Below are 25,365 nucleotides of genomic sequence, written 5' to 3'. Positions count from 1 at the left end.
CGTCCCCGCGAGCGGGGGTGTGCCTCGACCGAGGCACACCCCCGCTCTTGCACCTAGCCCGTCACGGCGTCGCGGCCAGTGGCGTCGGCGTGGCGGTGGACGTCGTCGTCCCGTTGCCCAGCTCCCCGGCACCGTTGTAGCCCCAGGTGTAGGTGGTGCCGTCGGGGCGTACGGCGATGGCGTGGGCGCTCCCGACGGCGATGGCGCCGATACCGGTGGGGACGCTCAGCGAGACGGGCGTGAGGGCGTCGGGTCCGGTGGTCCCGTTGCCGATCTGGCCCTGCTCGTTGTCGCCCCAGGAGGCGAGTGTTCCGTCGACGCGCAGGGCGAGGGAGTTCCAGGCGCCCGCGCTGACCGCCGCGACACCGGTCAGGCCTGGTACGGGAGCCGGGACCCGGTGGCCGACGGTGGTGCCGTCGCCGAGTTTACCGTTGCTGTTGTTGCCCCAGGAGTACACGGTGCCGTCGGTCTTGACGGCCAGGGCGTGACTGAGGCCGGCGCTCACACTGCCCGGGAGCGGGGAGACCCCGGTGAGGACCTGCACGGGCGTCGACCGGTTGGTGGTGGTGCCGTCACCGAGCTTGCCGGCGATGTTGGAACCCCAGGCCCACAGGGTCCCGTCCGCCTTCGACGCGAACGCGAAGTCGTACCCGGCGGCGATCGCGGCGACCCCCTCCAGGCCGGCCACCCGCACCGGAGTGAGCCGCTGCGCGGTGGTGCCGTCCCCGAGCTGACCGGCCTGGTTGGCACCCCAGGCCCACAGGGTGCCGTCCGATTTCCGCGCGAGGGAGTACGACCCGGAGGCCGCGACGGCGGTGATGCCGCTGAGACCGGGCACCTGGGCGGGGGCTTCGCGGTCGGTGGTGGTGCCGTCCCCGAGCTGACCGCTCCCGTTGGCCCCCCATGCCCACACGGTCCCGTCGGCCTTGACCGCGAGGGCGTGCTGCTCGCCGTAGGCGAGGGACCCGGGCAGGCGGCTGACGCCGGTCAGGCCGGGGACGGCGACGGGGCTCGTGCAGTCGCTGGCGGCGGGGGCGCAGTCGGCTCCCCACGCCTTCACCGAACCGCCGGGGTCGGAGGAGACGGCCATCGTGCGACTGTCGGAGGCGGCGACGCTGTTCTTCAGGAACCCGATGGCCTTCCGCAGGTCGGGCAGCGGACCGACGTGCTTGGAGAGGTCCCCGGTCTGCGGCGTCCCGGTCGACACGAGGATCTGCCGCACCTCCCACGGCGTCAGCACCCGCCCGAGCTTCTTGGCCACGCCCTGGAGGGAGGCGACGGTACCGGCGGTCATGGCGGAGGCGTTCGAGGTGCCACTGAAGCTGCCGGTGTACATCTTGTCCGGGTCTGTCTCGTTGAGGGTGAGATCCTGCGAACCAACATTGTGCGAGGCGGGCGTGCCTGGAGTGGACGAACAGCCGTAGTAGCCCTGGACGTTGACGCGTGAGCCATAGGTGCTCGCCTGAGAACGCGCCGGTCCGTAGCTGACGGTGCAGGAACCCGCAGGGAGTGTGGGCCATCCCCCGCCGACCATCAGAGCGCCGGAGTCCGGCCAGCTCCGCCACGCGTCGATGCCGGGGGAGGTGTCCAGGCTCCGGTCAGGGAAGTTTCCGGCCGGTTCGACGACGGTGATCCCCTTGGCGGTGGCGTAGACGATCTGATCATAGTCGGCTCTGTCCACTTCGATCGGCCCGAGCGAAATGCCATACTCGATGAAGATCACATCACCCGGGGCGGAATGTGCGATCGACGCTTCCCACTCACCCTCCGGGGCGAAGGTATCGATCAGCTGGAGCTTGGCTGCCGCGGCTGTACCCGCCATGCCGCGACCGTTGCGGTCGTCGGCGCCGGAGACGCCGATGGCGGCGGTTCCATGATCCGAGGCGTAGCCGGAGTGGCATCCACCGGCCAGGTCGCCGGTCAGGTAGACGGGCTTTCCCCCCGGCCGGTCGACCAGATCCTCATGGCACGTGTTCCATATGTTCAACCGCCGCTTGGCCTCAACTTGCACGAGGCTGTCCGTGGTCGTGTTGTCACCAAGCTGGCCGAAGGCGTTGTCGCCCGCCGCACGAACCGAGGTGCTGATGACATGCTCCGAGCCCGCTGCCACCACGTCCGTACCCGCAACGGACAGACCGCTGCGGGTCGGCGTCGCGATGGCCGCTCCCGTGGATCCCACAGCGAACTGCCCCTGCGCGTTGCTGCCCCAGGCCCACATGCTCCGCTTGCCGCCGCCCTCCATTGCGATCGCCGTGCTGAAGGACGAACCTGCGGCGATGCTCTTCGGGGTGAAGCCGCTGGGGAACGTTACAGCCGCCGGCGTGACTCGGCTCTCGTCGTAACTGCCGTCCCCGAGCTGCCCCGACTCGTTCGCACCCCACGTGTACACCGCCCCGTCGGAGCGCAGGGCCATGCTGTGGAAGGCTCCCGCGCTGACCTGCGTCGCCTGGGTAGCACCGCTGTTGATGTCGGCGACGACGACCGGGGTGGTGCGCGTGGTGGACGTGCCGTCACCGAGCTGACCGAGCCCGTTGTGGCCCCAGGCCAGTACGCGGCCGTCGGCGGCGATGGCGAGGGAGTGGGAGCCGCCGCCCGCGATCGCGCCGGCTGCCGCCGTCACAGAGCCCGCCGGTAGGACCGTCACGGGGGCGGTACGGCGTGTGGTCGTACCGTCACCGAGTTGACCCGAACTGTTGCTGCCCCAGGCGAGCACTGAGCCGTCCGCGAGCACTGCCAGGGTGTGACGGGATCCCGCCGCGATGGCGACCGCGTTGGAGATACCGGAGACCCGCACCGGCTTGGTGCGGTCCACCGTCGTGCCGTCACCGAGCTGGCCGTAGGCGTTGCCGCCCCACGCCCACACGCTTCCGTCAGGTAGCAAGGCCACCGAGTGCGCGTTACCGGCAGCGACCGCTTTCGCCTGCTTCAGCCCCTCGACCCGCACCATGACCTTGCTGCTGGTCGTAGTCCCGTTGCCCAACTGGCCAGACGCGTTGTCGCCCCACGCCCACACTCCCCAGTATTGGGGTTCAGCGAAGTAGTTGTCACCGACGGCCAGAGAGTGCCGCGCGCCGGCCGCTACCGAGCCCACTCCACCTGCCGGCCGCATATTCTGCGTGACTTCGATATCGGTGACCGTGATCCCCTCCCCCCGCCCCCCGGGGAGGGTGTTCGCGTAGTCCGCGTCCGAGCCCGCCGGGGCCGCCGTGCGGTACGTCTGCGTGCCCTGCAGCGGCTCGCTCGTTGTCGCCGCCGTCACCGTGGCACTGCCCGGCGCGCTCGTCGGCCGCGGAACCGCTTCCGCCTGCGCGAACTCCACCGCGTCCAGCTTGTTCAGCTCGCCCAGCAGCTCCTCGACGCCCTCCGGCGCCGTGATCGTGAACCACGAGGTCATGTCGGGCAGTTCGCGACCGGTCCTGCGCTCCAACGTGGCCCGCTCCTCGTCGAGCGTGCGGACCGGCCGCTTCCACAGGGGCTCGATCTCCGCCCCCGGATGCTTGGCCAGCAGCGCCCGCAGCTGCGCGGCGTCGCCCGCGTCACGGGCCGACGGCTTCCCGCCCCGTACCCGCAGCTCGCGCTCGGACTCGAACTTCACCGACAGCTTCGTCGTGGAGAAGCCCTTGGGCAGCGGGCCGTGCGTACCGGGCGCCCGTCCCTTGTCGTCCTTCAACCGGTGCTGCGACGCCGGAGCCGGACGCTCCGTCGCCGGGGTCGCCTGCGAGGTTCCGGCCGCCAGCGCGGGCGAGGCTATCGAGAGCGCGGCGAGAGCGGCGACAAGCAGCTTTCGACGGCGTCCCGCACCCCCCTCCCCGATGCTGCGGGAATGGTCACGAGCCTTGTGCCGCATGCCAACTCCTCCAGAGTCAGTGACACATGAGCAGCAGGCAGCACAACGCTGCCGGGGCCGCAGGCAGCCGCGTCGCGGCTCGTCGACCCGTCCCAGCTCCCTGATGGGGAACCTGCTGGCGATACCAGCAGCAACCTGAGGTGGTCGACCCCGCGGCGCCGAACCACAACGCTAGACAAAGTCACGGCATCCGCGCATACCACGACGGGTTGACATTTCGGCAGAATGATCGCCCCACTCGCACCACTGCCATCGACTTCCCCTGAGCGCAGCTGATCCACCAGTCCGGCCGGACCGCGAGACCCAATGGATCGGCGGGCGGGGCTAACGCCCGGTGCGCCTCGGCTTCCTAGCGTCTCCTCCGGGACGCGGCAGCGTCCGACCGGGTGCGAAGCCCGCCCCGGGTCAGCGACGTTCCAGGAGGAACACATGCGTAGGCCAGTACTCCGCTCCACCCTCGTCGCCGCCGTCGCGGCGGCATCGGCACTGGGTGTGCTGGGCACGACTCCCGCCTCGGCCAACACCACCGACGGGTACGTCAGCGGTGGCGGCGACTTCACCAACGACTGGGACGACGAGGGCGTTCTCTCGGTCAACTCGTACGGGTCCTCCAACGCCACCTGCATGTGGCAGCTCATCCTCGTCGCCGAGGGGCTCCTGGCCTCGGAACAGATCGACGGGGAGTTCGAGGTCGCCACGTACCAGGCCACGAAGGAGTGGCAGATGCGCTACCTGGGCGCCGACTACGCGAACGGCATCGTCGGCCAGGAGACCTTCGGCAGGGCCGATGACAACCTGGTCAACTCGACCTTCGGGAAGACCGGGGCGCCCTACTGGTACGAGGGCGAGCAGGGCGTCGTGCGGGTATGGCGCGGCAATGACGGCCGCTACCACTTCAGCGACGCGGGCATCGATCGCATCGCCGGCTACGACTACCGCACCTGCTCCTAGCCGCCGGCCGGAGCCCCCGACCCTCCGGCCCGAGCGCTCCCGGGCGGCGGAGCCCCTTCGCACGAGGGCGGGTACGCGAGTGCGAAGGGGCTCCGCCGCGGCCCGGTCCGCTCCCTGGGCCCTCTGCGACGAAATCCGCAGCCATCCAGCCCCTCTGGTTACGATTCCGGTCCACCTAGTGCGTTCCTGCCCCGGATCCAGCAGAATCTGCGCCCATGAGGACCACCACCCCCGCCAACGGCTCCGTCTCCCACTGGTTCAGCGAGACCGGCCTTCCCGCACCCGGCCCCCCGCTGCCCGGCGGCCGCGACGCCGACGTGTGCGTGGTCGGCGCCGGGTACACCGGGCTGTGGACGGCGTACTACCTCAAGCGCGCCCGCCCCGAGCTGCGGATCGTCGTCCTGGAGAAGGAGTTCGCCGGGTACGGGGCGAGCGGCCGCAACGGCGGCTGGGTGGTCGGGGAACTGCCCGGCACCCGGGCCGCGTTCGCCCGTACGCACGGCCGCGAGGCGGTGGTCCGCTTCCAGCACGCCCTGCACGCCTCGGTCACCGAGGTCGTCACGGAGGCGGCGAAGGCCGGGATCGACGCTGACCTCGTCCACGGCGGGCAGGTCACCGTGGCCCGCAACGCGGCGCAGCTCGCGCGCCTGCGCGCGGACGTCGAGGCGTCCCGCTCCTGGGGTCTGACCGAGGACGACCTGCGCCTGACGGAGCCCGGCGAGCACATCGCCGTCGCCGGTGGACTGGGCGCGGCGTTCACGCCGCACTGCGCCCGCGTCCAACCCGCCAGGCTGGTACGGGGGTTGGCGGCGGCGGTGCGGGCGCTGGGCGTCGAGGTGTACGAGCGGACGCCGGTGACCGACCTCCTCCCCCGCGCCGGGGCCGCGGAGGCGCGCGCGGTCACGCCGCACGGCACGGTGTCGGCGCCGTGGGTGATCCGCTGCACGGAGGGCTTCACCGCGGCCTTCCCCGGCAGCCACCGCGACTGGCTGCCGATGAACAGCTCGATGATCGTCACCGAGCCCCTCCCGGACGACGCCTGGGCCGACATCGGCTGGCGCGGCGCGGAGCTGCTCGGCGACATGGCGCACTACTACATGTACGCCCAGCGCACCGCCGACGGCCGGATCGCCTTCGGCGGCCGGGGAAGACCCTACCGCTTCGGCTCCCGGCTGGACGACGGCGGCCGCACCCCGCAGTGGACGGTCGACGTGCTGCGCCGGATGCTCGCCGACATGTTCCCGGCGGCCCGCGGGGTCCCCGTCGCGCACGCCTGGTCGGGCGTGCTGGGCGTCCCGCGCGACTGGTGCGCGACGGCGGTGCTGGACGAGGGCACGGGCCTGGGGTACGCGGGCGGCTACACCGGCCACGGCGTCGCCACCGCCAACCTGGCCGGGCGCACCCTGCGCGACCTGGTCCTGGGCGAGGCGACGGACCTCACCACGCTCCCCTGGGTCGGCCGCCGCGTGCGCCGCTGGGAGCCCGAGCCGCTGCGCTGGCTGGGCGTGCAGCTGATGTACGGCCTCTACCGCCGCGCGGACGCCCGCGAGGAGACCCTGGGCCGCACCTCGAAACTGGCCAGGCTCGCGGACGCGGTCTCCGGCCGCTGAGGGGCGCAGAGGCAGGCGTACGGAGGGGAGCCGCCCGCCGGAGGAAAACCGACGGGGCCGCGCCTCCGCACAAGGCGCGGCCCCCGTGGAGCCGTCCGGGGTGAGGGTGTGTACGGGTTCGTGGTCCCGCAACCCCCGGTCCGGCTCGGGTGGTTGGTCAGCGGTGGTCGGCCGGCGGCGGCCGGTCAGCGGTGGTCGCTGCCGCCCCCCTCGGTGGCGGCGGCGGCGCGGGCCGCCTCCAGCCGGGCGACCGGGATGCGGAAGGGGGAGCAGGAGACGTAGTCCAGGCCCACCTCGTGGAAGAAGTGCACCGACTCCGGGTCGCCGCCGTGCTCGCCGCAGACGCCCAGCTTCAGGTCCGGGCGGGTGGCCCGGCCGGCCTCGGCGGCCGAGCGCACCAGGGCGCCGACGCCGTCGCGGTCGATCGTCTCGAAGGGGCTGACGCCGAAGATGCCCTTCTCCAGGTAGGCCGTGAAGAAGCTGGCCTCCACGTCGTCGCGGGAGAAGCCCCAGACGGTCTGGGTGAGGTCGTTGGTGCCGAAGGAGAAGAAGTCCGCCGACTCCGCGATCTGCCCGGCCGTCAGCGCGGCGCGCGGCAGCTCGATCATGGTGCCCAGGGTCAGCTTCAGCTCCACGCCCCGGCGGGCCTCGACCTCGGCGATGACCTGCTCGGCCTCGTCGCGCACCAGCTCCAGCTCCTGGACGGTGCCCACCAGCGGGATCATGATCTCCGCGCGCGGGTCGCCCTTGGCGTCGAGCCGGTCGGCCGCCGCCTCCGCGATGGCCTTGACCTGCATGGCGAACAGGCCCGGGATGACCAGGCCCAGGCGCACGCCGCGCAGGCCCAGCATCGGGTTCTGCTCGTGCAGGCGGTGCACGGCCTGCAGCAGGCGCAGGTCGTTCTCGTTGTGGTCCTTGCGGGACTCGGCGAGCGCGACGCGTACGGACAGCTCGGTGATGTCGGGCAGGAACTCGTGCAGCGGCGGGTCCAGCAGCCGCACGGTGACCGGCAGTCCGTCCATCGCCTCGAAGAGGCTGACGAAGTCGTCCTTCTGCAGCGGGGTCAGCGCCGTCAGCGCCGCCTCGCGCTCCTCGTCGGACTCGGCGAGGATCAGGCGCTCGACGTACTGCCGGCGCTCGCCCAGGAACATGTGCTCGGTACGGCACAGGCCGATGCCCTGCGCCCCGAAGCGCCGCGCCCGGGAGGCGTCCTCGGCGTTGTCGGCGTTGGCGCGCACCCGCAGCCGCCGGACGCGGTCGGCGTACGCCATGATCCGGTGCACGGCGGCGACCAGCTCGTCGGCGTCCTCGGCGCCCGCGTGCATGCGGCCCTCGAAGTACTCCACGACCGGGGAGGGCACCACGGGGACGTCGCCGAGGTAGACCTTGCCGGTGGAGCCGTCGATGGAGACGAGGTCGCCCTCGTCGATGACGACGCCGCCGGGCGCGGTCATCCGGCGCCGCTTGGTGTCGACCTCCAGCTCCTCGGCGCCGCACACGCACGTCTTGCCCATGCCGCGCGCGACGACGGCCGCGTGGGAGGTCTTGCCGCCGCGCGAGGTCAGGATGCCCTCGGCGGCGATCATGCCGTCCAGGTCGTCGGGGTTGGTCTCGCGGCGGATGAGGATGACCTTCTCGCCGGAGCGCGACCACTTCACGGCCGTGTACGAGTCGAAGACCGCCTTGCCGACCGCCGCACCGGGCGAGGCGGCGATACCCCGGCCGAGCAGCTCGCCCTTGTGGTCGGAGTCGAAGCGGGGGAACATCAGCTGCGCCAGCTGGTGCCCGGTGACGCGCTGCAGCGCCTCGGCCTCGTCGATGAGCCCCTGGTCGACCAGCTGGGTGGCGATGCGGAACGCGGCGGCGGCGGTGCGCTTGCCCACCCGCGTCTGCAGCATCCACAGCTTGCCGCGCTCGATGGTGAACTCGATGTCGCACAGGTCGAGGTAGTGCGTCTCCAGCTTCTGCATGATCTGCATCAGCTCGTCGTAGGACTTCTTGTCCAGGCCCTCCAGCTCCGCTAGCTGCATCGTGTTGCGGATGCCGGCGACGACGTCCTCGCCCTGGGCGTTCTGCAGGTAGTCGCCGTAGACGCCCGCGTGGCCGGAGGCCGGGTCGCGGGTGAAGGCGACGCCCGTACCGGAGTCGGGGCCCAGGTTGCCGAAGACCATGGAGCAGACGTTGACCGCGGTGCCCAGGTCGTGCGGGATGCGCTCCTGGCGGCGGTAGAGCTTGGCGCGGTCGGTGTTCCAGGAGTCGAAGACCGCGTGGACGGCGAGGTCCATCTGCTCGCGCGGGTCCTGCGGGAAGTCGCGGCCGGTCTCCTTGGCGACGATCTCCTTGAAGACCTGCACCAGCCTCTTGAGGTCCTTGGCCTCCAGCTCCACGTCCGAGGCGACGCCCTTGGCGTGCTTGGCGCCCTCCAGGGCCTCCTCGAAGAGGTCGCCGTCGACGCCCAGCACGGTCTTGCCGAACATCTGGATGAGGCGGCGGTAGGAGTCCCAGGCGAAGCGCTCCTCGCCGGCCTGCGCGGCGAGGCCCTGCACGGACTCGTCGGAGAGGCCGATGTTCAGGACGGTGTCCATCATCCCGGGCATGGAGAACTTGGCGCCGGAGCGCACCGAGACCAGCAGCGGGTCGTCCGCCTGGCCCAGCTTCTTGCCCATCCGCGCCTCAAGGGCGTCGAGGTGCGCACTCACCTCGTCGCGCAGCGCCGCCGGCTCCTCGCCGGAGACGAGGTACTCCTTGCACGCCTCGGTGGTGATGGTGAAGCCCGGCGGCACCGGCAGGCCCAGGTTGGTCATCTCGGCGAGGTTGGCTCCCTTGCCGCCGAGAAGGTCCTTGAGGTCCTTGTTGCCCTCGTGGAAGTCGTAGACGAACTTCTGCTGCTCTACCTGCTGGTCTTCCGGCACGGGAATCGTCTCCTCGTGTCTGCACGCGGACGCTCATGGATTCTCATGGACTCTCATGGACGCGACGCGACTGCTCTCTGCCCTGACGGCGAGGAACATACCCAGATCGAAGGTGTCTGGGTACATCCACTTAGCGATCGCTGGCTCATCTGAGCACTTCTCCTGGGATGCCACGGGCAGGCTTGGTACCGCAGCTACCGTTCGAATCTTGCATCCAATCCACCCGAGTATCGCCCGGATGCGGACGCACCGCGCTTCCTCGAACGCAAAGGGTGGCATTGGCTTCAAGAAGCGAACGCAATGGGGTGGCACTGAGTGCCACGAATGCGAGAAGTGACTACGCACCGACGATGCTCATCTGAGCGCCTACCTCATCAGGCGTGGCGAGAATCACGCGGTTCACCGCCGGTTCATCCCAGCATCCGGTCCGCTTCCCCGGCCGGCGGGGAGGCGTCGCGACGACCGGGCGCCCGCCTCTGCGGCCGTGGGACACTAGGAGGTCGCCCCCACCGTCGTACGACCCGAGGAAGCCCCCGATGACCCAGCCGTCCCAGCTGCAGATCGGCCCGCACACCGTGGCGCCGCCCGTGGTGCTCGCACCCATGGCCGGCATCACGAACGCGCCCTTCCGCACGCTGTGCCGGGAGTTCTCCGGCGGCAAGGGCCTCTTCGTCAGCGAGATGATCACGACGCGGGCGCTGGTCGAGCGCAACGAGAAGACCATGCAGCTCGTCCACTTCGACCCCACCGAGACCCCGCGCTCCATCCAGCTCTACGGCGTGGACCCGGTGTACACCGGCAAGGCGGCCCGGATGATCGCCGAGGAGGGCCTCGCCGACCACATCGACCTGAACTTCGGCTGCCCCGTCCCCAAGGTGACCCGCAAGGGCGGCGGCTCCGCGCTGCCGTACAAGCGCCACCTGCTGCGCGAGATCCTCCGCGAGGCCGTCGCGGGCGCGGGCGGCCTGCCGGTGACGATGAAGATGCGCAAGGGCATCGACGACGACCACCTCACCTACCTCGACGCCGGCCGCATCGCCGTCGAGGAGGGCATCACCGCCATCGCCCTGCACGGGCGCACCGCCGCCCAGCACTACGGCGGCACGGCGGACTGGGAGGCCATCGCGCGGCTGAAGGAGCACGTGCCGGAGATCCCGGTGCTGGGCAACGGCGACATCTGGTGCGCGGACGACGCGCTGCGGATGGTGGCCGAGACCGGCTGCGACGGGATCGTGGTGGGCCGCGGCTGCCTGGGCCGGCCGTGGCTGTTCGGCGATCTGGTGGCGGCCTTCGAGGGGCGTACGCGGTTCGCGCGGCCCACGATGGGCGAGGTCGCGGTCGTCATGCGCCGCCACGCACAGCTGCTGGGCGAGTGGATGGGCGACGAGACGCGCGGCGTGGTCGACTTCCGCAAGCACGTGGCCTGGTACCTGAAGGGCTTCGCGGCCGGCGGCGAGGTCCGCAAGGGGCTGGCGGCCAGCTCCACGCTGGCGCAACTGGACGAACTGCTCGCACAGCTCGACCTCGCCCAGCCCTGGCCGGAGCACGGCGCGGACGGCCCGCGCGGGCGCACCGCCGGGCGCGACCGGGTGGTGCTGCCCGAGGGCTGGCTGGACGATCCGTACGAGTGCGCGCGCATCGGCGCGGACGCGGAGCTGGACACCTCGGGCGGCTGAGCGCGGGGCGCGCCGCACGCTCAGCCGCCCAACTCTCAGTCCGCGGCGGCCTCTTCGGGGGCTGCCTCCCCTTCCCCGCCCTCCCCTGACGCCGGCTCCCCCGACGCCGGCTCCTCCGGGGTGGTCTTGTCGGGGGTCTTCGGGCCCGGCGCGTCGGGGGCCGCCGCCAGTACGCCGCGGACCAGCGGGCCCGCGTACGTACCCCCGTGCCCGGAGCTGGGCACCAGCGCCGCCGCCGCCAGGTCGTCGCGGTAGGCGGTGAACCAGGCGTTGGGCTTGTCGTCGGGGCCGCCGACCTCCGCCGTGCCGGTCTTGGCGCCGACGTCGCCCTTCAGGCCGCCCATCACGCCGGCGGCCGTCCCCCAGGTCGCCGTCTCCTTCATCATGGTCCGCAACTGGGCGGCGGTGGAGGGCTTCATCGCCCGGGGCGCCTTGGCGGGCGTACTGCCGTCGAGGCCCGGGGCGACGAGGTAGGGCTGCCTGAAGACGCCCGCCTTGACGGTCGCGGAGACCGACGCCATCGTCATCGGGTTCATCCGCACCTCGCCCTGGCCGATCAGCTCGGAGGCCAGCGCGGTGTCGGAGGAGGCGGCGGGGACGTCGCCGTCGAAGGTGGGCACGCCCGCCTCCCAGCGCAGCCCGATGCCGAAGACGTCGTGGGCCTGGCGGTGCAGGTCGCCCTCCTTCAGCTTGGGCGCCATGCCGATGAAGGCGGTGTTGCAGGAGCGGGCGAAGGACTGGGTGAAGGTGGAGCCCTCGGGGAGGGCGAAGTTGTCGACGTTGTGGAAGCGCCAGCCCCCGTAGGCGGCGAACTGCGGGCAGGGGTGCTCGCGGGTGCTGGCCGTCAGGCCCTTGTCCAGCAGCAGCGAGGCGGTGATCACCTTCATCGTGGAGCCGGGCGCCAGCTCGGCGCGCAGCGCCAGGTCCTGGCCGCCCTGGGGGGAGTTGGCGACGGCCATGATCTCGCCGGTGCTGGGCCGCACCGCGACCAGCGCGGCGTAGCGTCCGGCGACCTGCTGCTCGGCGGCCCTCTGCAGCACGGGGTCGATGGTGGTCCGTACGGTGGCGGCCCGCTTGGCGCCCTTCGCCGGCACCACCCAGATCTCCACCGGCCCCGAGACGCCCGCGCGCAGCCCGTAGCGGTTGCGCACGTTGACCGCGATGGTCGACAGCGACGGGAACGCGGCGGTGTCCAGCTCGGCCCCGGTGCGGTCCAGCAGCCGCACGGGCGGCCCCTGCGCGGCCCCGGTGCGCAGCCGCTCCCCGGCCTGGAGCTTGGGGTGCAGGACGGAGGGCGTCCAGTGCACGAGCGCCTTGCCGCTCTTCGCGTCGCGCACCACGGTCAGCCGGGAGTCGTACGTCCACGGGGCCTTCGCGTCCCCGCCGCGCACCTGCGCGGTCACGGCGTACGGGACCTCGCGCCCCCGGGGGGCCGCCGGCGCGATCGCCACCCGCAACACCCCGGCGCCCGAGGCGTAGCCGGCGAGCGCGGCCTTCGCGGCCACCGGGTCGTCGGTCAGCGCGGCGGCCCGCGCCGGGCGGCCGGCGGCCCAGTCGGCGAGGAAGGCGTCCGCGACCGTCCGTATCTCCCCCGCCCCCAGCGGCTGGACGCGCTGCTCGCGCTCCCCGCCGCTCCCGCAGCCGCTGAGCGCTGCGCCCGCCACGCCCACCATCCCCGCCATGCCGAGCGCCCCGGCCCGCCACCCCCACCGACCTATGCCGTCCGACCGCGACCCGCCGTTGCTCATCCCGCAGCTCCTCACCGACCGACACCACATGACTGATACGCACGGTATGCCGGTTACGCGAGGGGGGCCGCGCCGATTGCCCCAACCGGGTCTGCGCGGGGAGGGCGCAGCCGACGCACCACCCGGTCCCACCCGTCCTTTAAGATGCACGTCGGTCGTCCACCCGACGTGTCGTCGCACGACGGCCGCGGAGCGGTCAGGGCCCCAGTACGGCGGTCCGCACCAGGACCGCGGTCGGGGCCGGACCCGACCTCCGACGCTGATCACGACGCTCCCGGCCCCCCGGGGGCCCACGGGTGCGCGTCTCAACGGCGCGGAGTGCCCGACTCCCGCGCCCCCACGGACAGTTGACCCTCAGGGAGAAGCGAGGAATGCCAGTGATCTGCGTCGGAGGCATGATCGGCATCGGTAAGACCAGCGTGGCCGAACTGCTGGCCAAGGAGCTGGGCAGCGAGGTCTTCTACGAGAGCGTGGAGGACAACCCGATCCTGCCGCTCTTCTACACGGCGAGCCCCGAGGAGATCCAGGCCAAGCGCTACCCCTTCCTCCTGCAGCTGTACTTCCTCAAGACGCGGTTCGCCGCGATCAAGGAGGCGTACCGGGCGGGCGACAACGTCCTGGACCGCTCCATCTACGAGGACTGGTACTTCGCCAAGGTCAACCACGACCTCGGCCGCATCAGCACCCTGGAGATGCAGGTCTACGAGGGCCTGCTGGACGAGATGATGCGCGAGATCGACGGCCTGCCCTACCGCAAGGCGCCCGACCTCATGGTCTACCTGAAGGCGGACTTCGCCACGGTGATGCACCGCATCGGGCTGCGCGGGCGCGACTTCGAGCAGGACGAGAGCCTGGTGGAGTACTACCGCACGCTGTGGTCCGGCTACGACGACTGGGTGCACCGGCACTACTCCGCCAGCGAGGTCCTGGTCATCGACATGACCACCACGGACGTGGTGAACAACCCCGAGGACGCGGCCCGCGTCGCCCAGCAGGTCAAGGACGCCCTGGCACTGCGCCCCGTCGGGGCGTGAACCGCGCGGACCGGCGGCCGGGCGCAGCCTAGGCTTCGCTCGGCCGCAGGTCCGGCGCCGGTCGCGGGCTGCGCCACGGGCGGTCGAGCGGGGCGGAGAGCGCGCGCCACCAGGGCTCGGCCGGCAGCTGCCCTGCCGGCTCGAACGACTCCCCCGGCCGCGGGAAGGCCGCCGGCACGCCGGCCTCGCGCGCCGCGTCCCGCGTCCACTCCGCCGGCTCGGCCCACGCGTGCGGGGCCAGGTTGAAGGTGCCCCAGTGGATCGGCAGCAGCACCCCGCCGCGCAGGTCGAGATGGGCGCGCACCCCCTCCTGCGGGGTCATGTGGATGTCGGGCCAGAACTCGGAGTACGCGCCGATCTGCACCATCGAGACGTCGAACGGCCCGTACTGCTCCCCGATCCGCGCGAAGCCCGGGAAGTAGCCGGTGTCCCCGCTGTGGAAGACCGTGTGCTCCGGGCCGGCCGCCACCCAACTCGCCCACAGCGTCTGCTGCTTGTTGCGCAGCCCGCGCCCGCAGAAGTGCCGCGCCGGCGTCGCGGTCAGCGTCAGGCCGGCGACCTCGACCGACTCGTGCCAGTCCAGCTCGGCGATCCGGGCGGTGGGCACGCCCCAGTGCTCCAGATGGGCGCCGACCCCGAGCGGGACGGCGAACAGGACGTCCAGCGCGGCCAGTCGGCGGATGGTGGGCGTGTCCAGGTGGTCGTAGTGGTCGTGCGAGATGACCACCGCGTCCAGCGGGCCCAGCTCCGCCAGGGGTACGGGCGCCGGGTGGAGGCGCTTGGGCCCGGCGAAGGCGAAGGGCGAGCAGCGCCGCCCCCACACCGGGTCGAAGAGCACCCGGCGCCCGTCGATCTCGGCCAGCGCGGTGGAGTGCCCGAGCCAGGTGACCCGCAGGCCGCTCGCGGGCGCGGCGGCCAGGTCGGGGCGGCGCAGCGGGATCCGCCCGGTGGGCGCGCGCCCCTCGCGGGCGAGGATCCGGCGGGCCATCTCCCAGCGGGAGGCACCCCCCGGCGTGGGCGAGGTGCTCGCGGGCACGGGGTTGCGGAAGGCGCCCGCCGCCAGGTCGTAGTGGGGCGAGCGCCGGATCCGCTCCAGCCGCTCACCGCGGGGCTCGGCACCGAAGGACGCGGGGCGCAGTGTGCTCATGAAGCCGCTCCTGGGGGATGGGCGCGAAGGGCACTGGGATCAACGGCCGATGGGCGCGCGATGTTCCGCGGCCCCGTACCCGCCGGGGTGTCAGGGCCGTCAGGGCCGCCCGTACGTACGTACTCCCGCGCCCGGCTACGAGCCCCCGCCCTCCAGCGGGACCACCGCGCCGTGCGCCTCGGACAGGTGCTCCTGGGCCTTGAGCCACGCCAGGAACTGCGCCGGGCGGCGCCACTCGCAGCTGTCGCACTCCAGTCGCCGCCGGCTCCCCGCCCCGGCCACCCGCACCGTGTGGGCGCGGCCCTCCCCGTCCGTGCCGGTCACCCGGCTCATGGCCATCGCGCGCATGTGAACCTCCCCGCCGCACGCCGCGTGCGAATCGGCATCAGTGTGCAGCACCCGCCGCACCGCACGCAGCCCCTCCCGGCCGATTGGCACATGCCGCCCGGTCGCGGGCGCCCCGGGGAACGCCGAGGGCCGCCGCCCCCGACCGCGTACGAGGCGATCGGCGGGGACGGCGGCCCCGGTGGGAGGCCCGGCCCGGGTCAGCAGCCGATGAGGCGGCCGCCCAGGTAGGACTCGACCTGGTCCAGCGAGACGCGCTCCTGCTTCATGGTGTCGCGCTCGCGCACGGTCACCGCGTTGTCCTCCAGGGTGTCGAAGTCGACGGTGACGCAGAACGGCGTGCCGATCTCGTCCTGGCGGCGGTAGCGGCGGCCGATGGCGCCGGCGTCGTCGAACTCGATGTTCCAGTGCTTGCGCAGGTCGGCGGCCAGGCCCTTGGCCTTGGGCGAGAGCTCCGGGTTGCGCGAGAGCGGCAGCACGGCGGCCTTGACGGGGGCCAGGCGCGGGTCGAAGCGCAGCAGGTTGCGCTTCTCCAGCTTGCCCTTGGCGTTGGGCGCCTCGTCCTCGACGTAGGCGTCCAGGAGGAAGGCCAGCATCGCGCGGTTGAGACCGGCGGCGGGCTCGATGACGTACGGGGTCCAGCGCTCGCCGGCGTCCTGGTCGAAGTAGACCAGGTCGTGGCCGGTGGCGGCGGAGTGCGCCTTGAGGTCGTAGTCGGTGCGGTTGGCGATGCCCTCCAGCTCCGAGAACTCCTGGCCGCCGAAGTTGAAGCGGTACTCGATGTCGGCGGTGCGCTTGGAGTAGTGGGAGAGCTTCTCCTTGGGGTGGTCGTACCAGCGCATGTTCTCCTCGCGCAGGCCCAGGTCGCGGTACCAGTTCCACCGCTCCTGCATCCAGTACTCCTGCCACTCCTCGTCCTCGCCCGGCTTGACGAAGAACTCCATCTCCATCTGCTCGAACTCCCGCGTGCGGAAGATGAAGTTGCCGGGCGTGATCTCGTTGCGGAAGGACTTGCCGGTCTGGGCGATGCCGAACGGCGGCTTCTTGCGCGAGGAGACCTGCACCTGGGCGAAGTTGGTGAAGATGCCCTGGGCGGTCTCGGGACGCAGGTAGGCCACCGAGGCGGTGTCCTGCGTGGGGCCGAGGTGGGTGGAGAGCAGGCCGGAGAACTGCTTGGGCTCGGTGAAGCCGCCCTTGTTGCCGCAGTGCGGGCAGTTGATGTCCGCGAGGCCGCCGGCCGGGGGGCGGCCGTGCTTGGCCTCGTACGTCTCCTCCAGGTGGTCTGCGCGGTAGCGCTTGTGGCAGGAGGTGCACTCGGTGAGCGGGTCGGAGAAGGTCGCGACGTGACCGGAGGCCACCCAGACCTCGGGTGCCAGGATCACGGAGGAGTCCAGGCCCACCACGTCCTCGCGCGAGGTGACCATGTTGCGCCACCACTGGCGCCGGATGTTCTCCTTGAGCTCCACGCCGAGCGGACCGTAGTCCCAGGCGGCGCGCTGGCCGCCGTAGATCTCACTGCACGGGTACACGAAGCCACGGCGCTTGCTCAGGCTGACGATGGTTTCGATCTTGTCGGCGGCCACGGTGCTCTCTTCATTTACGACGGGGACGAAAGCGGTGCCTCAGCCTACCGGCGCGTGGGGGGAGCTCGACAAATCGGGGCCCGGGAGCGGCCGTCCCCGTCCGCGCAAGCGGCGGACACCCCGCGTCCGGCCCCGGTGCGGGGGCGACATGCGGGGGCGACATGCGGGACCCCGTACGGACGAATACGGTGATATCGGGCGAGTGTCGCCGGGGTCACTGTTCGCGATGTTGACAACCGTTTCCAATAAAGTTGAAAATGAGTGTCATGAAGAACTTCCGCCGTCTGATACCCGTGGCCGCGCTCGCCGTCGCCGCCCCGCTTGCCCTGTCCGCCTGCGGCGACTCCGCCTCCGCGAAGACCACCGAGGACGGCCGGCTGAAGGTGACCGCCTCCTTCTACCCCACGCAGTTCCTCGTCGAGCAGATCGGCCGCGACCACGTGCAGGTCTCCACCCTCACCAAGCCCGGCACCGAGCCGCACGACCTGGAGCTGAGCCCGCGGCAGACCGGCGAGCTGGCCGACACCGGCATGATCATCTATCTCAAGGGCATCCAGCCCGCCGTGGACGACGCGATCAAGGAGTCCGGCGTCAAGGACGCCGTCGACATCGCGAAGTTCACCACCCTGGAGAAGACCGGCACCACCGAGGACGGCCACGCCCACGAAGAGGAGCACGCCGAAGAGGAGGGGCACGACCACGGCGACGAGCACGGCCTCGACCCGCACATCTGGATCGACCCCGTCCGCTACGCCCAGACCGCCAAGGGCGTGGGCGAGGCCATGGCGAAGGCCGACCCCGACCACGCGGCGGACTACCGCAGGAACGCCGCCGACCTCGCCGACCGGCTCGGCAAGCTCGACAAGAGCTTCGCCGGCGGCCTGAAGAACCGCACCACCGACACCTTCATCACCACCCACGCCGCCTTCGGCTACCTCGCCGACCGCTACGGTCTGGTCCAGGAGTCCATCAAGGGCCTGGACCCCGAGTCCGAGCCCAGCGCCAAGCGGATGCGGGAACTGCACGAGATCGCCGAGCACGACGACGTGACCACGGTCTTCTTCGAGACCCTGGTCAGCCCCAAGACCGCCGAGACCCTCGCCGGCGACCTGGGCCTGCGCACCGCCGTACTGGACCCGATCGAGGGCATCAGCGACACGTCCCCGGGCAGCGACTACTTCCAGGTCCAGGAGGCCAACCTGAAGACGCTGCAGAAGGCGCTCGGCGCCAAGTGAGCGACAGACCCGCGGAGCGAGCCGCGGGCACGAGGACAGCGAAGACAGAGGGGCCGCCGACCATGCCTCAGCACCAGCCCGAGAACCCCGACGACCCCACCGAGCCCGCCGAGCCCGCCACCGCGGCCCGCGGCAAGAACACCGCGCAGCCCGACGCCGGCGACGCCCCGCCCGCCGTGCGCCTCCACGACGCCCGTGCCTCCCTCGGCGCGCGCCCGGTGCTGCGCGGCGTCGACCTGACCGTGGCGCCCGGCGAGGTCGTGGCGCTGCTCGGCGCCAACGGCTCCGGCAAGTCCACCGCGATCCGCGCCATCGTCGGACAGGTCCCGCTCACCGGCGGCTCGGTGGAGCTGTTCGGCACCCCGCTCAGGCGCTTTCGCGACTGGGGCCGCATCGGCTACGTACCGCAGCGCTCGACCGCCTCCGGCGGAGTGCCGGCCACCGTCCGCGAGGTCGTCTCCGCCGGGCGCCTCTCGCGTACGGGGCTGCGTCCGCTGGGCGCCCAGGACCGCCGGGCCGTCGAAGGGGCGCTGGAGCGGGTCGGGATGGCCGACCGGGCCGGCGACTCCGTCGAGGGGCTCTCGGGCGGGCAGTACCAGCGGGTGCTCATCGCCCGCGCGCTGGCCGGCGAGCCCGACCTGCTCATCATGGACGAGCCGCTGGCCGGGGTGGACCTGGCCAGCCAGCGCGTGCTGGCCGAGGTGCTGCGCGAGCAGGTCGCGGCGGGGACGGCCGTCCTGCTGGTGCTGCACGAGCTGGGCCCGCTGGCGCCGCTGATCGACCGCTCGGTGCAGCTGGCCGACGGCCGCGTCGCGCAGGTCTACGGCCGCGAGGACTCCGCCGGCCTCGTCCACGACCCCGCCTGCCACCCCCACCCCGCCGCCGAGCCGGGCGGCACCGACACCGACTGGACCACGGGACTGCTGAGATGAACTTCCTGGAGCCCGCGTTCATGCAGCGCGCCCTGCTCGCCGCCCTCCTCATCGGCGTCTCGGCGCCGGCGGTGGGCATCTACCTCGTCGCCCGCCGCCAGGCGATCATGGGCGACGGCCTGGGGCACGTCGCCATGACGGGTGTGGCACTGGGCTTCCTGCTCAACACCAGCCCGGTGTGGATGGCGGTCCTCGTCGCCTGCGTCGGCGCGGTGGTGATGGAGCTGATCCGCTCCTACGGCAAGACGCGCGGCGACATCGCGCTGGCCATGCTCTTCTACGGCGGCATGGCCGGCGGCGTCATGATCATCAACCTGGCGCCGGGCGGCTCGACCGCCAACCTGCTGTCGTACCTCTTCGGCTCGCTCACCACCGTCAGCACCGCCGACGTGCAGACCGTCGTCTGGCTCTCCGCCCTGGTGCTGCTGGTGGCGCTGGGGCTGCGCCGGCAGCTCTTCGCGATCTGCCAGGACGAGGAGTTCGCCAAGGTCACCGGGCTGCCGGTGCGGGCGCTGAACCTGCTGCTGGCCGTCACCGCCGCGGTGACCGTGACGGTCTCCATGCGGGTCGTGGGGCTGCTGCTGGTGAGCGCGCTGATGGTGATCCCGGTGGCGGCGGCCCAGCAGGCCACCCGCGGTTTCGCCACCACGCTGGCGCTGGCGATGGTCTTCGGTGTCCTCGCCACGCTCTCCGGCACGATCACCTCGTACTACGTGAACGTGCCGCCCGGCGCGACCATCGTGCTGATCACGATCGCGCTCTTCGCGCTGGTCACCGCGCTGGCGGCGCCACTGGCCCGGCGGCGGCTGCGGGTGGCGGGCGGTGACGGCCCGGGGGGCGCCTGGCAGAATGACCGTTCGGACACAGCATCGACCGCAACGGCCAGGAGGCGCGCGTGACCCCCGCAGATTCCCCGGTACGCGGCAGGTCCACCCGGCAGCGGACCGCCGTGGCGGCGGCGCTCGACGAGGTGGACGAGTTCCGCAGCGCGCAGGATCTGCACGACATGCTCAAGCACCGCGGCGAGTCCGTGGGCCTGACGACGGTCTACCGCACCCTGCAGTCCCTGGCGGAGTCCGGCGAGGTGGACGTGCTGCGCACCAGCGAGGGCGAGTCGGTCTACCGCCGCTGCTCGACGGGCGAGCACCACCACCACCTGGTCTGCCGCCGCTGCGGCAAGGCGGTGGAGGTCGACGGCCCGGCGGTGGAGACCTGGGCGGACGCGATCGCGGCGCAGCACGGCTTCGTGGACGTGGCGCACACGGTGGAGGTCTTCGGCACCTGCGCGGAGTGCGCGGCGGCGGCGTAGCCCGTCCGCGCGGGAAGGCCGGCCTGGCGCACTGACACTGCCCCCCTGCCGAAGCAGGGGGGCAGTGTCAGTGCCGCCGGGGGCGCTACGCCGGTACGAAGTACGGGAAGTCCGCCCTGCGCTGGGCGGCGGTGGCCTCGGGCCTGAGTCCGGTGTTGATCGCCGTGCCGGTGAGCAGGCAGGCCATGGCCTCGGGCACGTTGTCGGCGAGGGCGCGGCCGTTGAACGCGGCGAAGCCGTAGCTCGCGGGGGTGCCGACGGTGTAGGTGAGGATGTCGGGGTAGAGGCGGTGCACGACCAGCTGCGCGTACGCCTCGGGGTCGGGCTGGCTGCCGTTGGCCTTCACGACGGCGGCGATCCGGGCGGCCAGCTGCCCACCGTCCTGCGGGAGGTCCTCGGCGGGCCGGCGGGTGTTGGCCGGGTTGGTGAAGTCCAGGTCCGTCGGCCACAGCAGGGGCCACATCATCGGATGGCCGCCCCGGTTGACCTGGCGCCAACCGCCCTCGTCGGTGGCCAGCTTGGTCGCGCACCAGGTGCCGATGGCGGTGCCCTCGGCGAGGGCGTCCTCCCGGGGCAGCTCCAGCACGATCGCTTCCACCGAGGTGCCCTGGAAGCCGTTCTTCGCCTTGGCCGGGTCCCAGCCGGACAGGTCGACGGCCGTGCCGGTGGCCAGCGCCTTGGCGACCGGCCCCAGCACCGTCCCGTCGGCGTAGAACACGTCCTGCACGCGGCCCGCCCACAGCCGGCTGCCCGCCGGGGAGGTGGCGGTCCCGTCGGTGCGCCCCTCCAGGAGGAGGGTGCCCTCGGCGGCGTCGTCGCGGGCGTCCGCGCCGGTCAGGACGGACAGCCGCATCGATTGGCCGCCGTCCGCGTCCGCCTCGCCGAACGCGATCCGGTAGGTCAGCGACTCCTGCTCGGCGCCATCGAGGTGGATCTTGAACTCGTAGCGGGCCTCGGGGTGGAAGCCCGGCTTCTGGTACACGCCGGTGACGTTGGAGTTGACCGTCATGACAAGCGTGGTGCCGCGCTCGCCGTCGAAGACGAAGAAGTCGTCGATGTACAACTGGCCGTTCTTCGCGGCCTCGGGCGTGTTGAGGTGGTGGGACACGGGCTCGTTCCTCTGCTCGGCACGGGCGCACGGGCACGCCTCACCGCCAGTGTCGTGCGGGCCGCTCGGGGCCCGCGCGGCGAGCGGTGCGTCCGGGTGACCGCCGGCCGGTCGCGCGGGCGGCGCCCCGCGGCCCCTGTCAGGCCCGGTGCGAGGGCTGCTCCGGCATCTCGTTGGGCAGCGCCCCGCCGAAGCGGCGGTCGCGGGAGGCGTACTCCGTGCACGCGTTCCACAGGTCGCGGCGGTCGAAGTCCGGCCAGAGGATGTCCTGGAAGACCAGCTCCGCGTAAGCCGACTGCCAGAGCAGGAAGTTGGAGGTGCGGCGCTCGCCGGAGGGGCGGATGAAGAGGTCCACGTCCGGCATGTCGGGGTGGTAGAGGTAGCGGGTCAGGGTCTTCTCGTTGACCTTCCCCGGGTCCAGCCGGCCCGCCGCCACGTCGGCCGCCAGCGCCGCCGCCGCGTCGGCGATCTCCGCGCGGCCGCCGTAGTTGACGCACATGTAGAGGGTGAGGGCGTCGTTGCCCTTCGTCTGCTCCTCGGCGGTCTGCAGCTCCTTGACGACGCTCTTCCACAACTTGGGCATCCGGCCCGACCAGCGGATGCGTACGCCCAGCGCGTCCAGCTCGTCGCGGCGGCGGTGGATGACGTCGCGGTTGAAGTTCATCAGGAAGCGGACCTCCTCCGGGGAGCGCTTCCAGTTCTCGGTGGAGAAGGCGTAGAGGGAGAGGTCCTTCACGCCCAGCTCCAGGCAGCCCTTGACCACGTCCAGCACGACGCCCTCGCCGACCTTGTGGCCCTCCGTGCGCGGCAGCCCGCGCTCCTTGGCCCAGCGGCCGTTGCCGTCCATCACGATCGCCACATGGCCGGGCACCAGCTCGCCGGGGAGCTTGGGGGGCCGCGCGCCCGAGGGGTGCGGCTCCGGCGCCCGGTACTCGCGGCGGGGGCGTCCCAGAATCCCTCGTCGTGCCATGTGTGTAACTCTCCGATCCTTACTGGTTGTTGCTACCGCACCGCTCGCCGGTGACGGGGCGCGGTCACTTCTCCACGTACCGCAGCGAGCGCAGTCCGCGCTCCAGGTGCCAGTGCAGGTACGCCGCGACGAGGCCGCTGCCCTCCCGCACGTGCCGCGGCTCGGCGGCGTCCGCGCGCGCCCAGTCGCCGGTGAGCAGCGCGCCCAGCAGGGCGACGGCCTCCGGAGAGGGTACGACGCTACCGGGCACCCGGCAGTCGACGCACACCACTCCTCCGGCGGCGACGGAGAAGAAGCGGTTGGGCCCGCCCAGGCCGCACCTGGCGCAGTCGGCGAAGGAGGCGGCGTAGCCGTTGACGGCGAGGGAGCGCAGCAGGAAGGCGTCCAGGACCAGGCCGGGGGCGTGCTCACCGGCGGCCAGGGTGCGCAGGGCGCCGACGGCGAGGAGGTACTGCTGGACGGCCGGCTCGCCCTCGTGGTCGGTGAAGCGCTCGGCGGTCTCCAGGATCGCGGTGCCGGCGGTGTAGCGGGCGTAGTCGGCGACTATCGCGCTGCCGTACGGGGCGATGATCTCCGTCTGCGTGCACATCGGCAGTCCCCGGCCGACCAGCTCCGCGCCCCGCGCGAAGAACTGCACGTCGACGTGGGAGAAGGGCTCCAGGCGGGCGCCGAACTTCGACTTGGTGCGCCGCACCCCGCGCGCCACCGCCCGCACCCGGCCGTGGCCGCGGGTGAGGAGGGTGATGATCCGGTCCGCCTCACCCAGCTTCTGGGTACGCAGCACGATGGCGTCGTCGCGGAACAGGGTCATGGCCCCATTGTCCCCCATCCGCGGACCGCCCCCGCGTGGTCTGCCTCACTGGTCAGTGCGGGTCAGGGCGGCCCGTACCCGGCGTGATCAGCCCCGACTCGTAGGCGACGACGACCAGCTGGGCGCGGTCGCGCAGGTTCAACTTGCCCATGATCCGGCTCACATGGGTCTTGGCCGTGAGCGGCGAGAGGCCCAGCGCCTCGGCGATCTCGGTGTTGTTCAGCCCCCGCGCGACCAGCCCCAGCACCTCGCCCTCGCGCGGCGACAGCCCGCCCAGCGCCTCCGGGGCGCTCTCCACCGCGCGGCTGCCCGGCAGCTTCACCACCCGCTCGATCAGCCGCGCGGTCGGCCCCGGCGACAAGAGCGCCTCCCCGGCGGCGACGATGCGGATCGCCTCCAGCAGCTCGGCGGGGCGGGTGTCCTTCACCAGGAAGCCCGAAGCGCCGGCGCGCAGTGCCTCGATGATGTGCTCGTCGGTGTCGTAGGTGGTCAGGACCAGCACCTTCACGCCCGCCAGGTCCTCGTCGGCGGCGATCAGCCGGGTGGCCTCGATGCCGTCCAGGACGGGCATGCGCACATCCATCACCACCAGGTCCGCCCGCGCGCTGCGGGCCAGCTCGACCGCCTCGCGGCCGTTGGCCGCCTCCCCGACGACGTCCATGCCGGGGGTGGCGCCGATGAGCATCGCGAAGGCGGAGCGCACGAGGGTCTGGTCGTCGGCCAGGACCACGCGGATGGGGGGCTGCGGCGTGGGCGGGGTCGTCATCGGGGGGCCTTCCGGGAGGGGTAGTCGTACGGGCAGGAGGGCGGGCGGGGTGCTCAGCCGGGAGCCGCCTGGCAGGGCAGGAGGGCCCGTACCGCGAAACCGGGGGCGTCGGGGCGCGGGCCGGCGTCCAGCGTGCCGCCCACACTGCGGGCCCGCTCACGCATGCCGACCAGGCCGAAGCCGGGGGTGTGCGCGGGGTCGGGCGGGGCGGCCGCGCCGTCGTCCACGACCTCCACCCGCAGCGCCCGCACCGCCGCCTCCGGCGCCTCGACCGGTCCCTCGGCCGGTCCCTCGGCCGGTCCCTCGGCCAGCGTCCCGGCCGCCTTCTCCAGCCGCACCGTGACCGCGACTCCGACACAACTCCCCCCGTGCTGCACCGCGTTGGTCAGCGCCTGCTGCACGATCCGGTACGCGGCCGCGCCCACCGCCGGCGGGACCGGCCCGGCGGCGTCGACCGTCAGCTCCACCCGCGCCCCGGCGCTGCGGGCCGCGCGGCCCAGGTCGTCCAGGCCCGCGATGCCGGGCGGCGGCCCGCTGCCCTCGTCGGCGCGCAGCACCTGCAAAGTGCGCTTCAGCTCCCCGCGCGCCTCCCGGCAGGTGTCCGCGATACCGTCGAGGGCCTCGGCCAGCACCTCCCGGTTGAGGTGCCCGGGATCGGCGGTCAGCACGTGCGCGGCGGCGGAGGTCTGCACGCCGATGAGGGTGATGCTGTGGGCGAGGAGGTCGTGCAGATCGCGGGCGATGCGCAGCCGCTCCTCCGCCACCCGGCGCGCGGCGGTCTCCTCGCGGGTGCGCTCCGCGCGCTCGGCCCGCTCCACGATGGCGCCGATGTAGCCGCGGTGGGCCCGTACCGCCTCGCCGGTGAGGGCGCAGGCCAGGATCCAGCCCGAGGTGCGGATCAGGTCCACACCCCGGTCGGGGTTGACGGTCAGCATCAGCACCACCGTCGCGGCCAGCACCGTGGGGATCACGATCAGAGTGCGCCTACGGGGGCCCGCGACCGCGAGGGAGTACATGGACACGATCGTCACGGCCGTCGGAGCCGTGTGGACGTTGTCCATCGCGTGGTACGGCGCCTCGCAGACGAGGACCACCGCCAGCACACCGAACGGGAAGCACCGGCGCCAGGCCGTCGCCGCCGCCATCACCACCAGCAGCGTCCAACCGAACACCCCGGGGAAGTGGGCCTGCCCGTCGGGTACGAAGGCCAGCCCACCCGTCACCGCACCGACCAGCGCGGAGAACATCCAGTCCCGGCGCGACGGCCGCGCGCGGCGGCGCCCGGGACGCACTCTGACAGTCAACACGCCCTCCATCGTCCACGACCGCGCAAGCCCCCGGCCCACGGGCTCCGCCGCCACTCCCCCGAACACCCGGGGAA

The 25,365-nt window shown here is 72.4% G+C and carries 19 protein-coding genes; 8 read left to right on the top strand and 11 right to left on the bottom strand.

From position 1 onward, the window contains the following. Positions 1-61: 61 nt before the first annotated feature. Positions 62-3,847 carry an RCC1 domain-containing protein gene (locus ACFQLX_RS11545; protein ID WP_386414253.1) on the bottom strand — a complete coding sequence of 1,262 codons (3,786 nt, stop codon included), beginning with the start codon at positions 3,845-3,847 and terminating at the stop codon, positions 62-64. A 429-nt stretch (positions 3,848-4,276) separates the two neighbouring features. Between ACFQLX_RS11545 and ACFQLX_RS11540 the strand changes: the two genes are divergently transcribed. Then, on the top strand, positions 4,277-4,798 hold the full coding sequence (locus ACFQLX_RS11540) for a peptidoglycan-binding protein (RefSeq protein WP_386414252.1): 522 nt from the start codon (positions 4,277-4,279) through the stop codon (positions 4,796-4,798). 215 nt (positions 4,799-5,013) lie between these two features. Continuing rightward, positions 5,014-6,408, top strand: a complete 1,395-nt coding sequence (locus ACFQLX_RS11535) for an NAD(P)/FAD-dependent oxidoreductase (RefSeq protein WP_386414250.1) — start codon at positions 5,014-5,016, stop codon at positions 6,406-6,408. A 185-nt stretch (positions 6,409-6,593) separates the two neighbouring features. Here ACFQLX_RS11535 and ppdK read toward each other — a convergent pair whose 3' ends face one another. Further along, positions 6,594-9,320, bottom strand: coding sequence for a pyruvate, phosphate dikinase (gene ppdK / locus ACFQLX_RS11530; protein ID WP_386414248.1), 2,727 nt, complete (start codon positions 9,318-9,320; stop codon positions 6,594-6,596). Between the two features lie 536 nt (positions 9,321-9,856). On the opposite strand from ppdK, the gene dusB reads away from it, so the two are divergent. Further along, on the top strand, positions 9,857-10,996 hold the full coding sequence (gene dusB / locus ACFQLX_RS11525) for a tRNA dihydrouridine synthase DusB (protein WP_386414247.1): 1,140 nt from the start codon (positions 9,857-9,859) through the stop codon (positions 10,994-10,996). A 35-nt stretch (positions 10,997-11,031) separates the two neighbouring features. On the opposite strand, the gene ACFQLX_RS11520 is transcribed toward dusB, so the two are convergent. Beyond that, a complete protein-coding gene (locus tag ACFQLX_RS11520; protein ID WP_386414245.1) occupies positions 11,032-12,744 on the bottom strand; it encodes a penicillin-binding transpeptidase domain-containing protein in 1,713 nt (570 codons plus the stop codon). 371 nt (positions 12,745-13,115) lie between these two features. On the opposite strand from ACFQLX_RS11520, the gene ACFQLX_RS11515 reads away from it, so the two are divergent. Then, entirely contained in the window at positions 13,116-13,778 is a 663-nt protein-coding gene (locus ACFQLX_RS11515; protein WP_386414243.1) for a deoxynucleoside kinase, read from the top strand. Positions 13,779-13,806: 28 nt separating this feature from the next. On the opposite strand, the gene ACFQLX_RS11510 is transcribed toward ACFQLX_RS11515, so the two are convergent. From ACFQLX_RS11510 to ACFQLX_RS11500, 3 genes are all read right to left on the bottom strand, one after another. After that, positions 13,807-14,925 carry an MBL fold metallo-hydrolase gene (locus ACFQLX_RS11510; protein WP_386414242.1) on the bottom strand — a complete coding sequence of 373 codons (1,119 nt, stop codon included), beginning with the start codon at positions 14,923-14,925 and terminating at the stop codon, positions 13,807-13,809. A gap of 135 nt (positions 14,926-15,060) precedes the next feature. Then, positions 15,061-15,273 carry a hypothetical protein gene (locus tag ACFQLX_RS11505; protein ID WP_386414240.1) on the bottom strand — a complete coding sequence of 71 codons (213 nt, stop codon included), beginning with the start codon at positions 15,271-15,273 and terminating at the stop codon, positions 15,061-15,063. A 197-nt stretch (positions 15,274-15,470) separates the two neighbouring features. Continuing rightward, positions 15,471-16,853 (bottom strand): glycine--tRNA ligase, encoded by a 1,383-nt coding sequence (locus tag ACFQLX_RS11500; protein WP_386414238.1) that lies wholly within the window; start codon positions 16,851-16,853, stop codon positions 15,471-15,473. A gap of 257 nt (positions 16,854-17,110) precedes the next feature. Here ACFQLX_RS11500 and ACFQLX_RS11495 point away from each other — a divergent pair, with 257 nt between their 5' ends. From ACFQLX_RS11495 to ACFQLX_RS11480, 4 genes are all read left to right on the top strand, one after another. Beyond that, positions 17,111-18,088 carry a metal ABC transporter substrate-binding protein gene (locus tag ACFQLX_RS11495; RefSeq protein ID WP_386414237.1) on the top strand — a complete coding sequence of 326 codons (978 nt, stop codon included), beginning with the start codon at positions 17,111-17,113 and terminating at the stop codon, positions 18,086-18,088. 62 nt (positions 18,089-18,150) lie between these two features. Beyond that, positions 18,151-19,020 (top strand): metal ABC transporter ATP-binding protein, encoded by an 870-nt coding sequence (locus ACFQLX_RS11490; RefSeq protein WP_386414235.1) that lies wholly within the window; start codon positions 18,151-18,153, stop codon positions 19,018-19,020. Continuing rightward, positions 19,017-19,919, top strand: coding sequence for a metal ABC transporter permease (locus ACFQLX_RS11485; RefSeq protein ID WP_386414234.1), 903 nt, complete (start codon positions 19,017-19,019; stop codon positions 19,917-19,919). The genes ACFQLX_RS11490 and ACFQLX_RS11485 overlap by 4 nt, the downstream gene beginning before the upstream one ends. Further along, positions 19,916-20,329, top strand: coding sequence for a Fur family transcriptional regulator (locus ACFQLX_RS11480; RefSeq protein WP_386414232.1), 414 nt, complete (start codon positions 19,916-19,918; stop codon positions 20,327-20,329). The genes ACFQLX_RS11485 and ACFQLX_RS11480 overlap by 4 nt, the downstream gene beginning before the upstream one ends. A gap of 85 nt (positions 20,330-20,414) precedes the next feature. Here ACFQLX_RS11480 and ACFQLX_RS11475 read toward each other — a convergent pair whose 3' ends face one another. From ACFQLX_RS11475 to ACFQLX_RS11455, 5 genes are all read right to left on the bottom strand, one after another. Next, positions 20,415-21,437: a DUF4331 family protein gene (locus ACFQLX_RS11475; protein WP_386414231.1), complete on the bottom strand. Its 1,023-nt coding sequence runs from the start codon at positions 21,435-21,437 to the stop codon at positions 20,415-20,417. Between the two features lie 139 nt (positions 21,438-21,576). Continuing rightward, positions 21,577-22,407: an isoprenyl transferase gene (locus ACFQLX_RS11470; protein WP_386414230.1), complete on the bottom strand. Its 831-nt coding sequence runs from the start codon at positions 22,405-22,407 to the stop codon at positions 21,577-21,579. A gap of 64 nt (positions 22,408-22,471) precedes the next feature. Continuing rightward, positions 22,472-23,218: a DNA repair protein RecO gene (gene recO, locus ACFQLX_RS11465; RefSeq protein ID WP_386414228.1), complete on the bottom strand. Its 747-nt coding sequence runs from the start codon at positions 23,216-23,218 to the stop codon at positions 22,472-22,474. 52 nt (positions 23,219-23,270) lie between these two features. Continuing rightward, positions 23,271-23,984: a response regulator gene (locus ACFQLX_RS11460; RefSeq protein ID WP_386414227.1), complete on the bottom strand. Its 714-nt coding sequence runs from the start codon at positions 23,982-23,984 to the stop codon at positions 23,271-23,273. A gap of 53 nt (positions 23,985-24,037) precedes the next feature. Further along, positions 24,038-25,300: a sensor histidine kinase gene (locus tag ACFQLX_RS11455; RefSeq protein ID WP_386414354.1), complete on the bottom strand. Its 1,263-nt coding sequence runs from the start codon at positions 25,298-25,300 to the stop codon at positions 24,038-24,040. Positions 25,301-25,365 lie beyond the last annotated feature (65 nt).

Source organism: Streptomyces polyrhachis, from assembly GCF_042663125.1.
In the GTDB taxonomy this organism is placed as follows: domain Bacteria; phylum Actinomycetota; class Actinomycetes; order Streptomycetales; family Streptomycetaceae; genus Streptomyces; species Streptomyces polyrhachii.
Note: the sequence above shows the minus strand (reverse complement) of the source record. Positions and strands in the feature narration are given on the sequence as shown.

Bases quoted from the DNA above. Each gene is read 5' to 3' on its own strand.
- ACFQLX_RS11545 (WP_386414253.1), bottom strand. From the start codon at position 3,847: ATGCGGCACAAGGCTCGTGACCATTCCCGCAGCATCGGGGAGGGGGGT.
- ACFQLX_RS11540 (WP_386414252.1), top strand. From the start codon at position 4,277: ATGCGTAGGCCAGTACTCCGCTCCACCCTCGTCGCCGCCGTCGCGGCG.
- ACFQLX_RS11535 (WP_386414250.1), top strand. From the start codon at position 5,014: ATGAGGACCACCACCCCCGCCAACGGCTCCGTCTCCCACTGGTTCAGC.
- dusB (WP_386414247.1), top strand. From the start codon at position 9,857: ATGACCCAGCCGTCCCAGCTGCAGATCGGCCCGCACACCGTGGCGCCG.
- ACFQLX_RS11520 (WP_386414245.1), bottom strand. From the start codon at position 12,744: ATGAGCAACGGCGGGTCGCGGTCGGACGGCATAGGTCGGTGGGGGTGG.
- ACFQLX_RS11515 (WP_386414243.1), top strand. From the start codon at position 13,116: ATGCCAGTGATCTGCGTCGGAGGCATGATCGGCATCGGTAAGACCAGC.
- ACFQLX_RS11510 (WP_386414242.1), bottom strand. From the start codon at position 14,925: ATGAGCACACTGCGCCCCGCGTCCTTCGGTGCCGAGCCCCGCGGTGAG.
- ACFQLX_RS11505 (WP_386414240.1), bottom strand. From the start codon at position 15,273: ATGCGCGCGATGGCCATGAGCCGGGTGACCGGCACGGACGGGGAGGGC.
- ACFQLX_RS11495 (WP_386414237.1), top strand. From the start codon at position 17,111: ATGAGTGTCATGAAGAACTTCCGCCGTCTGATACCCGTGGCCGCGCTC.
- ACFQLX_RS11490 (WP_386414235.1), top strand. From the start codon at position 18,151: ATGCCTCAGCACCAGCCCGAGAACCCCGACGACCCCACCGAGCCCGCC.
- ACFQLX_RS11485 (WP_386414234.1), top strand. From the start codon at position 19,017: ATGAACTTCCTGGAGCCCGCGTTCATGCAGCGCGCCCTGCTCGCCGCC.
- ACFQLX_RS11470 (WP_386414230.1), bottom strand. From the start codon at position 22,407: ATGGCACGACGAGGGATTCTGGGACGCCCCCGCCGCGAGTACCGGGCG.
- recO (WP_386414228.1), bottom strand. From the start codon at position 23,218: ATGACCCTGTTCCGCGACGACGCCATCGTGCTGCGTACCCAGAAGCTG.
- ACFQLX_RS11460 (WP_386414227.1), bottom strand. From the start codon at position 23,984: ATGACGACCCCGCCCACGCCGCAGCCCCCCATCCGCGTGGTCCTGGCC.
- ACFQLX_RS11455 (WP_386414354.1), bottom strand. From the start codon at position 25,300: ATGGAGGGCGTGTTGACTGTCAGAGTGCGTCCCGGGCGCCGCCGCGCG.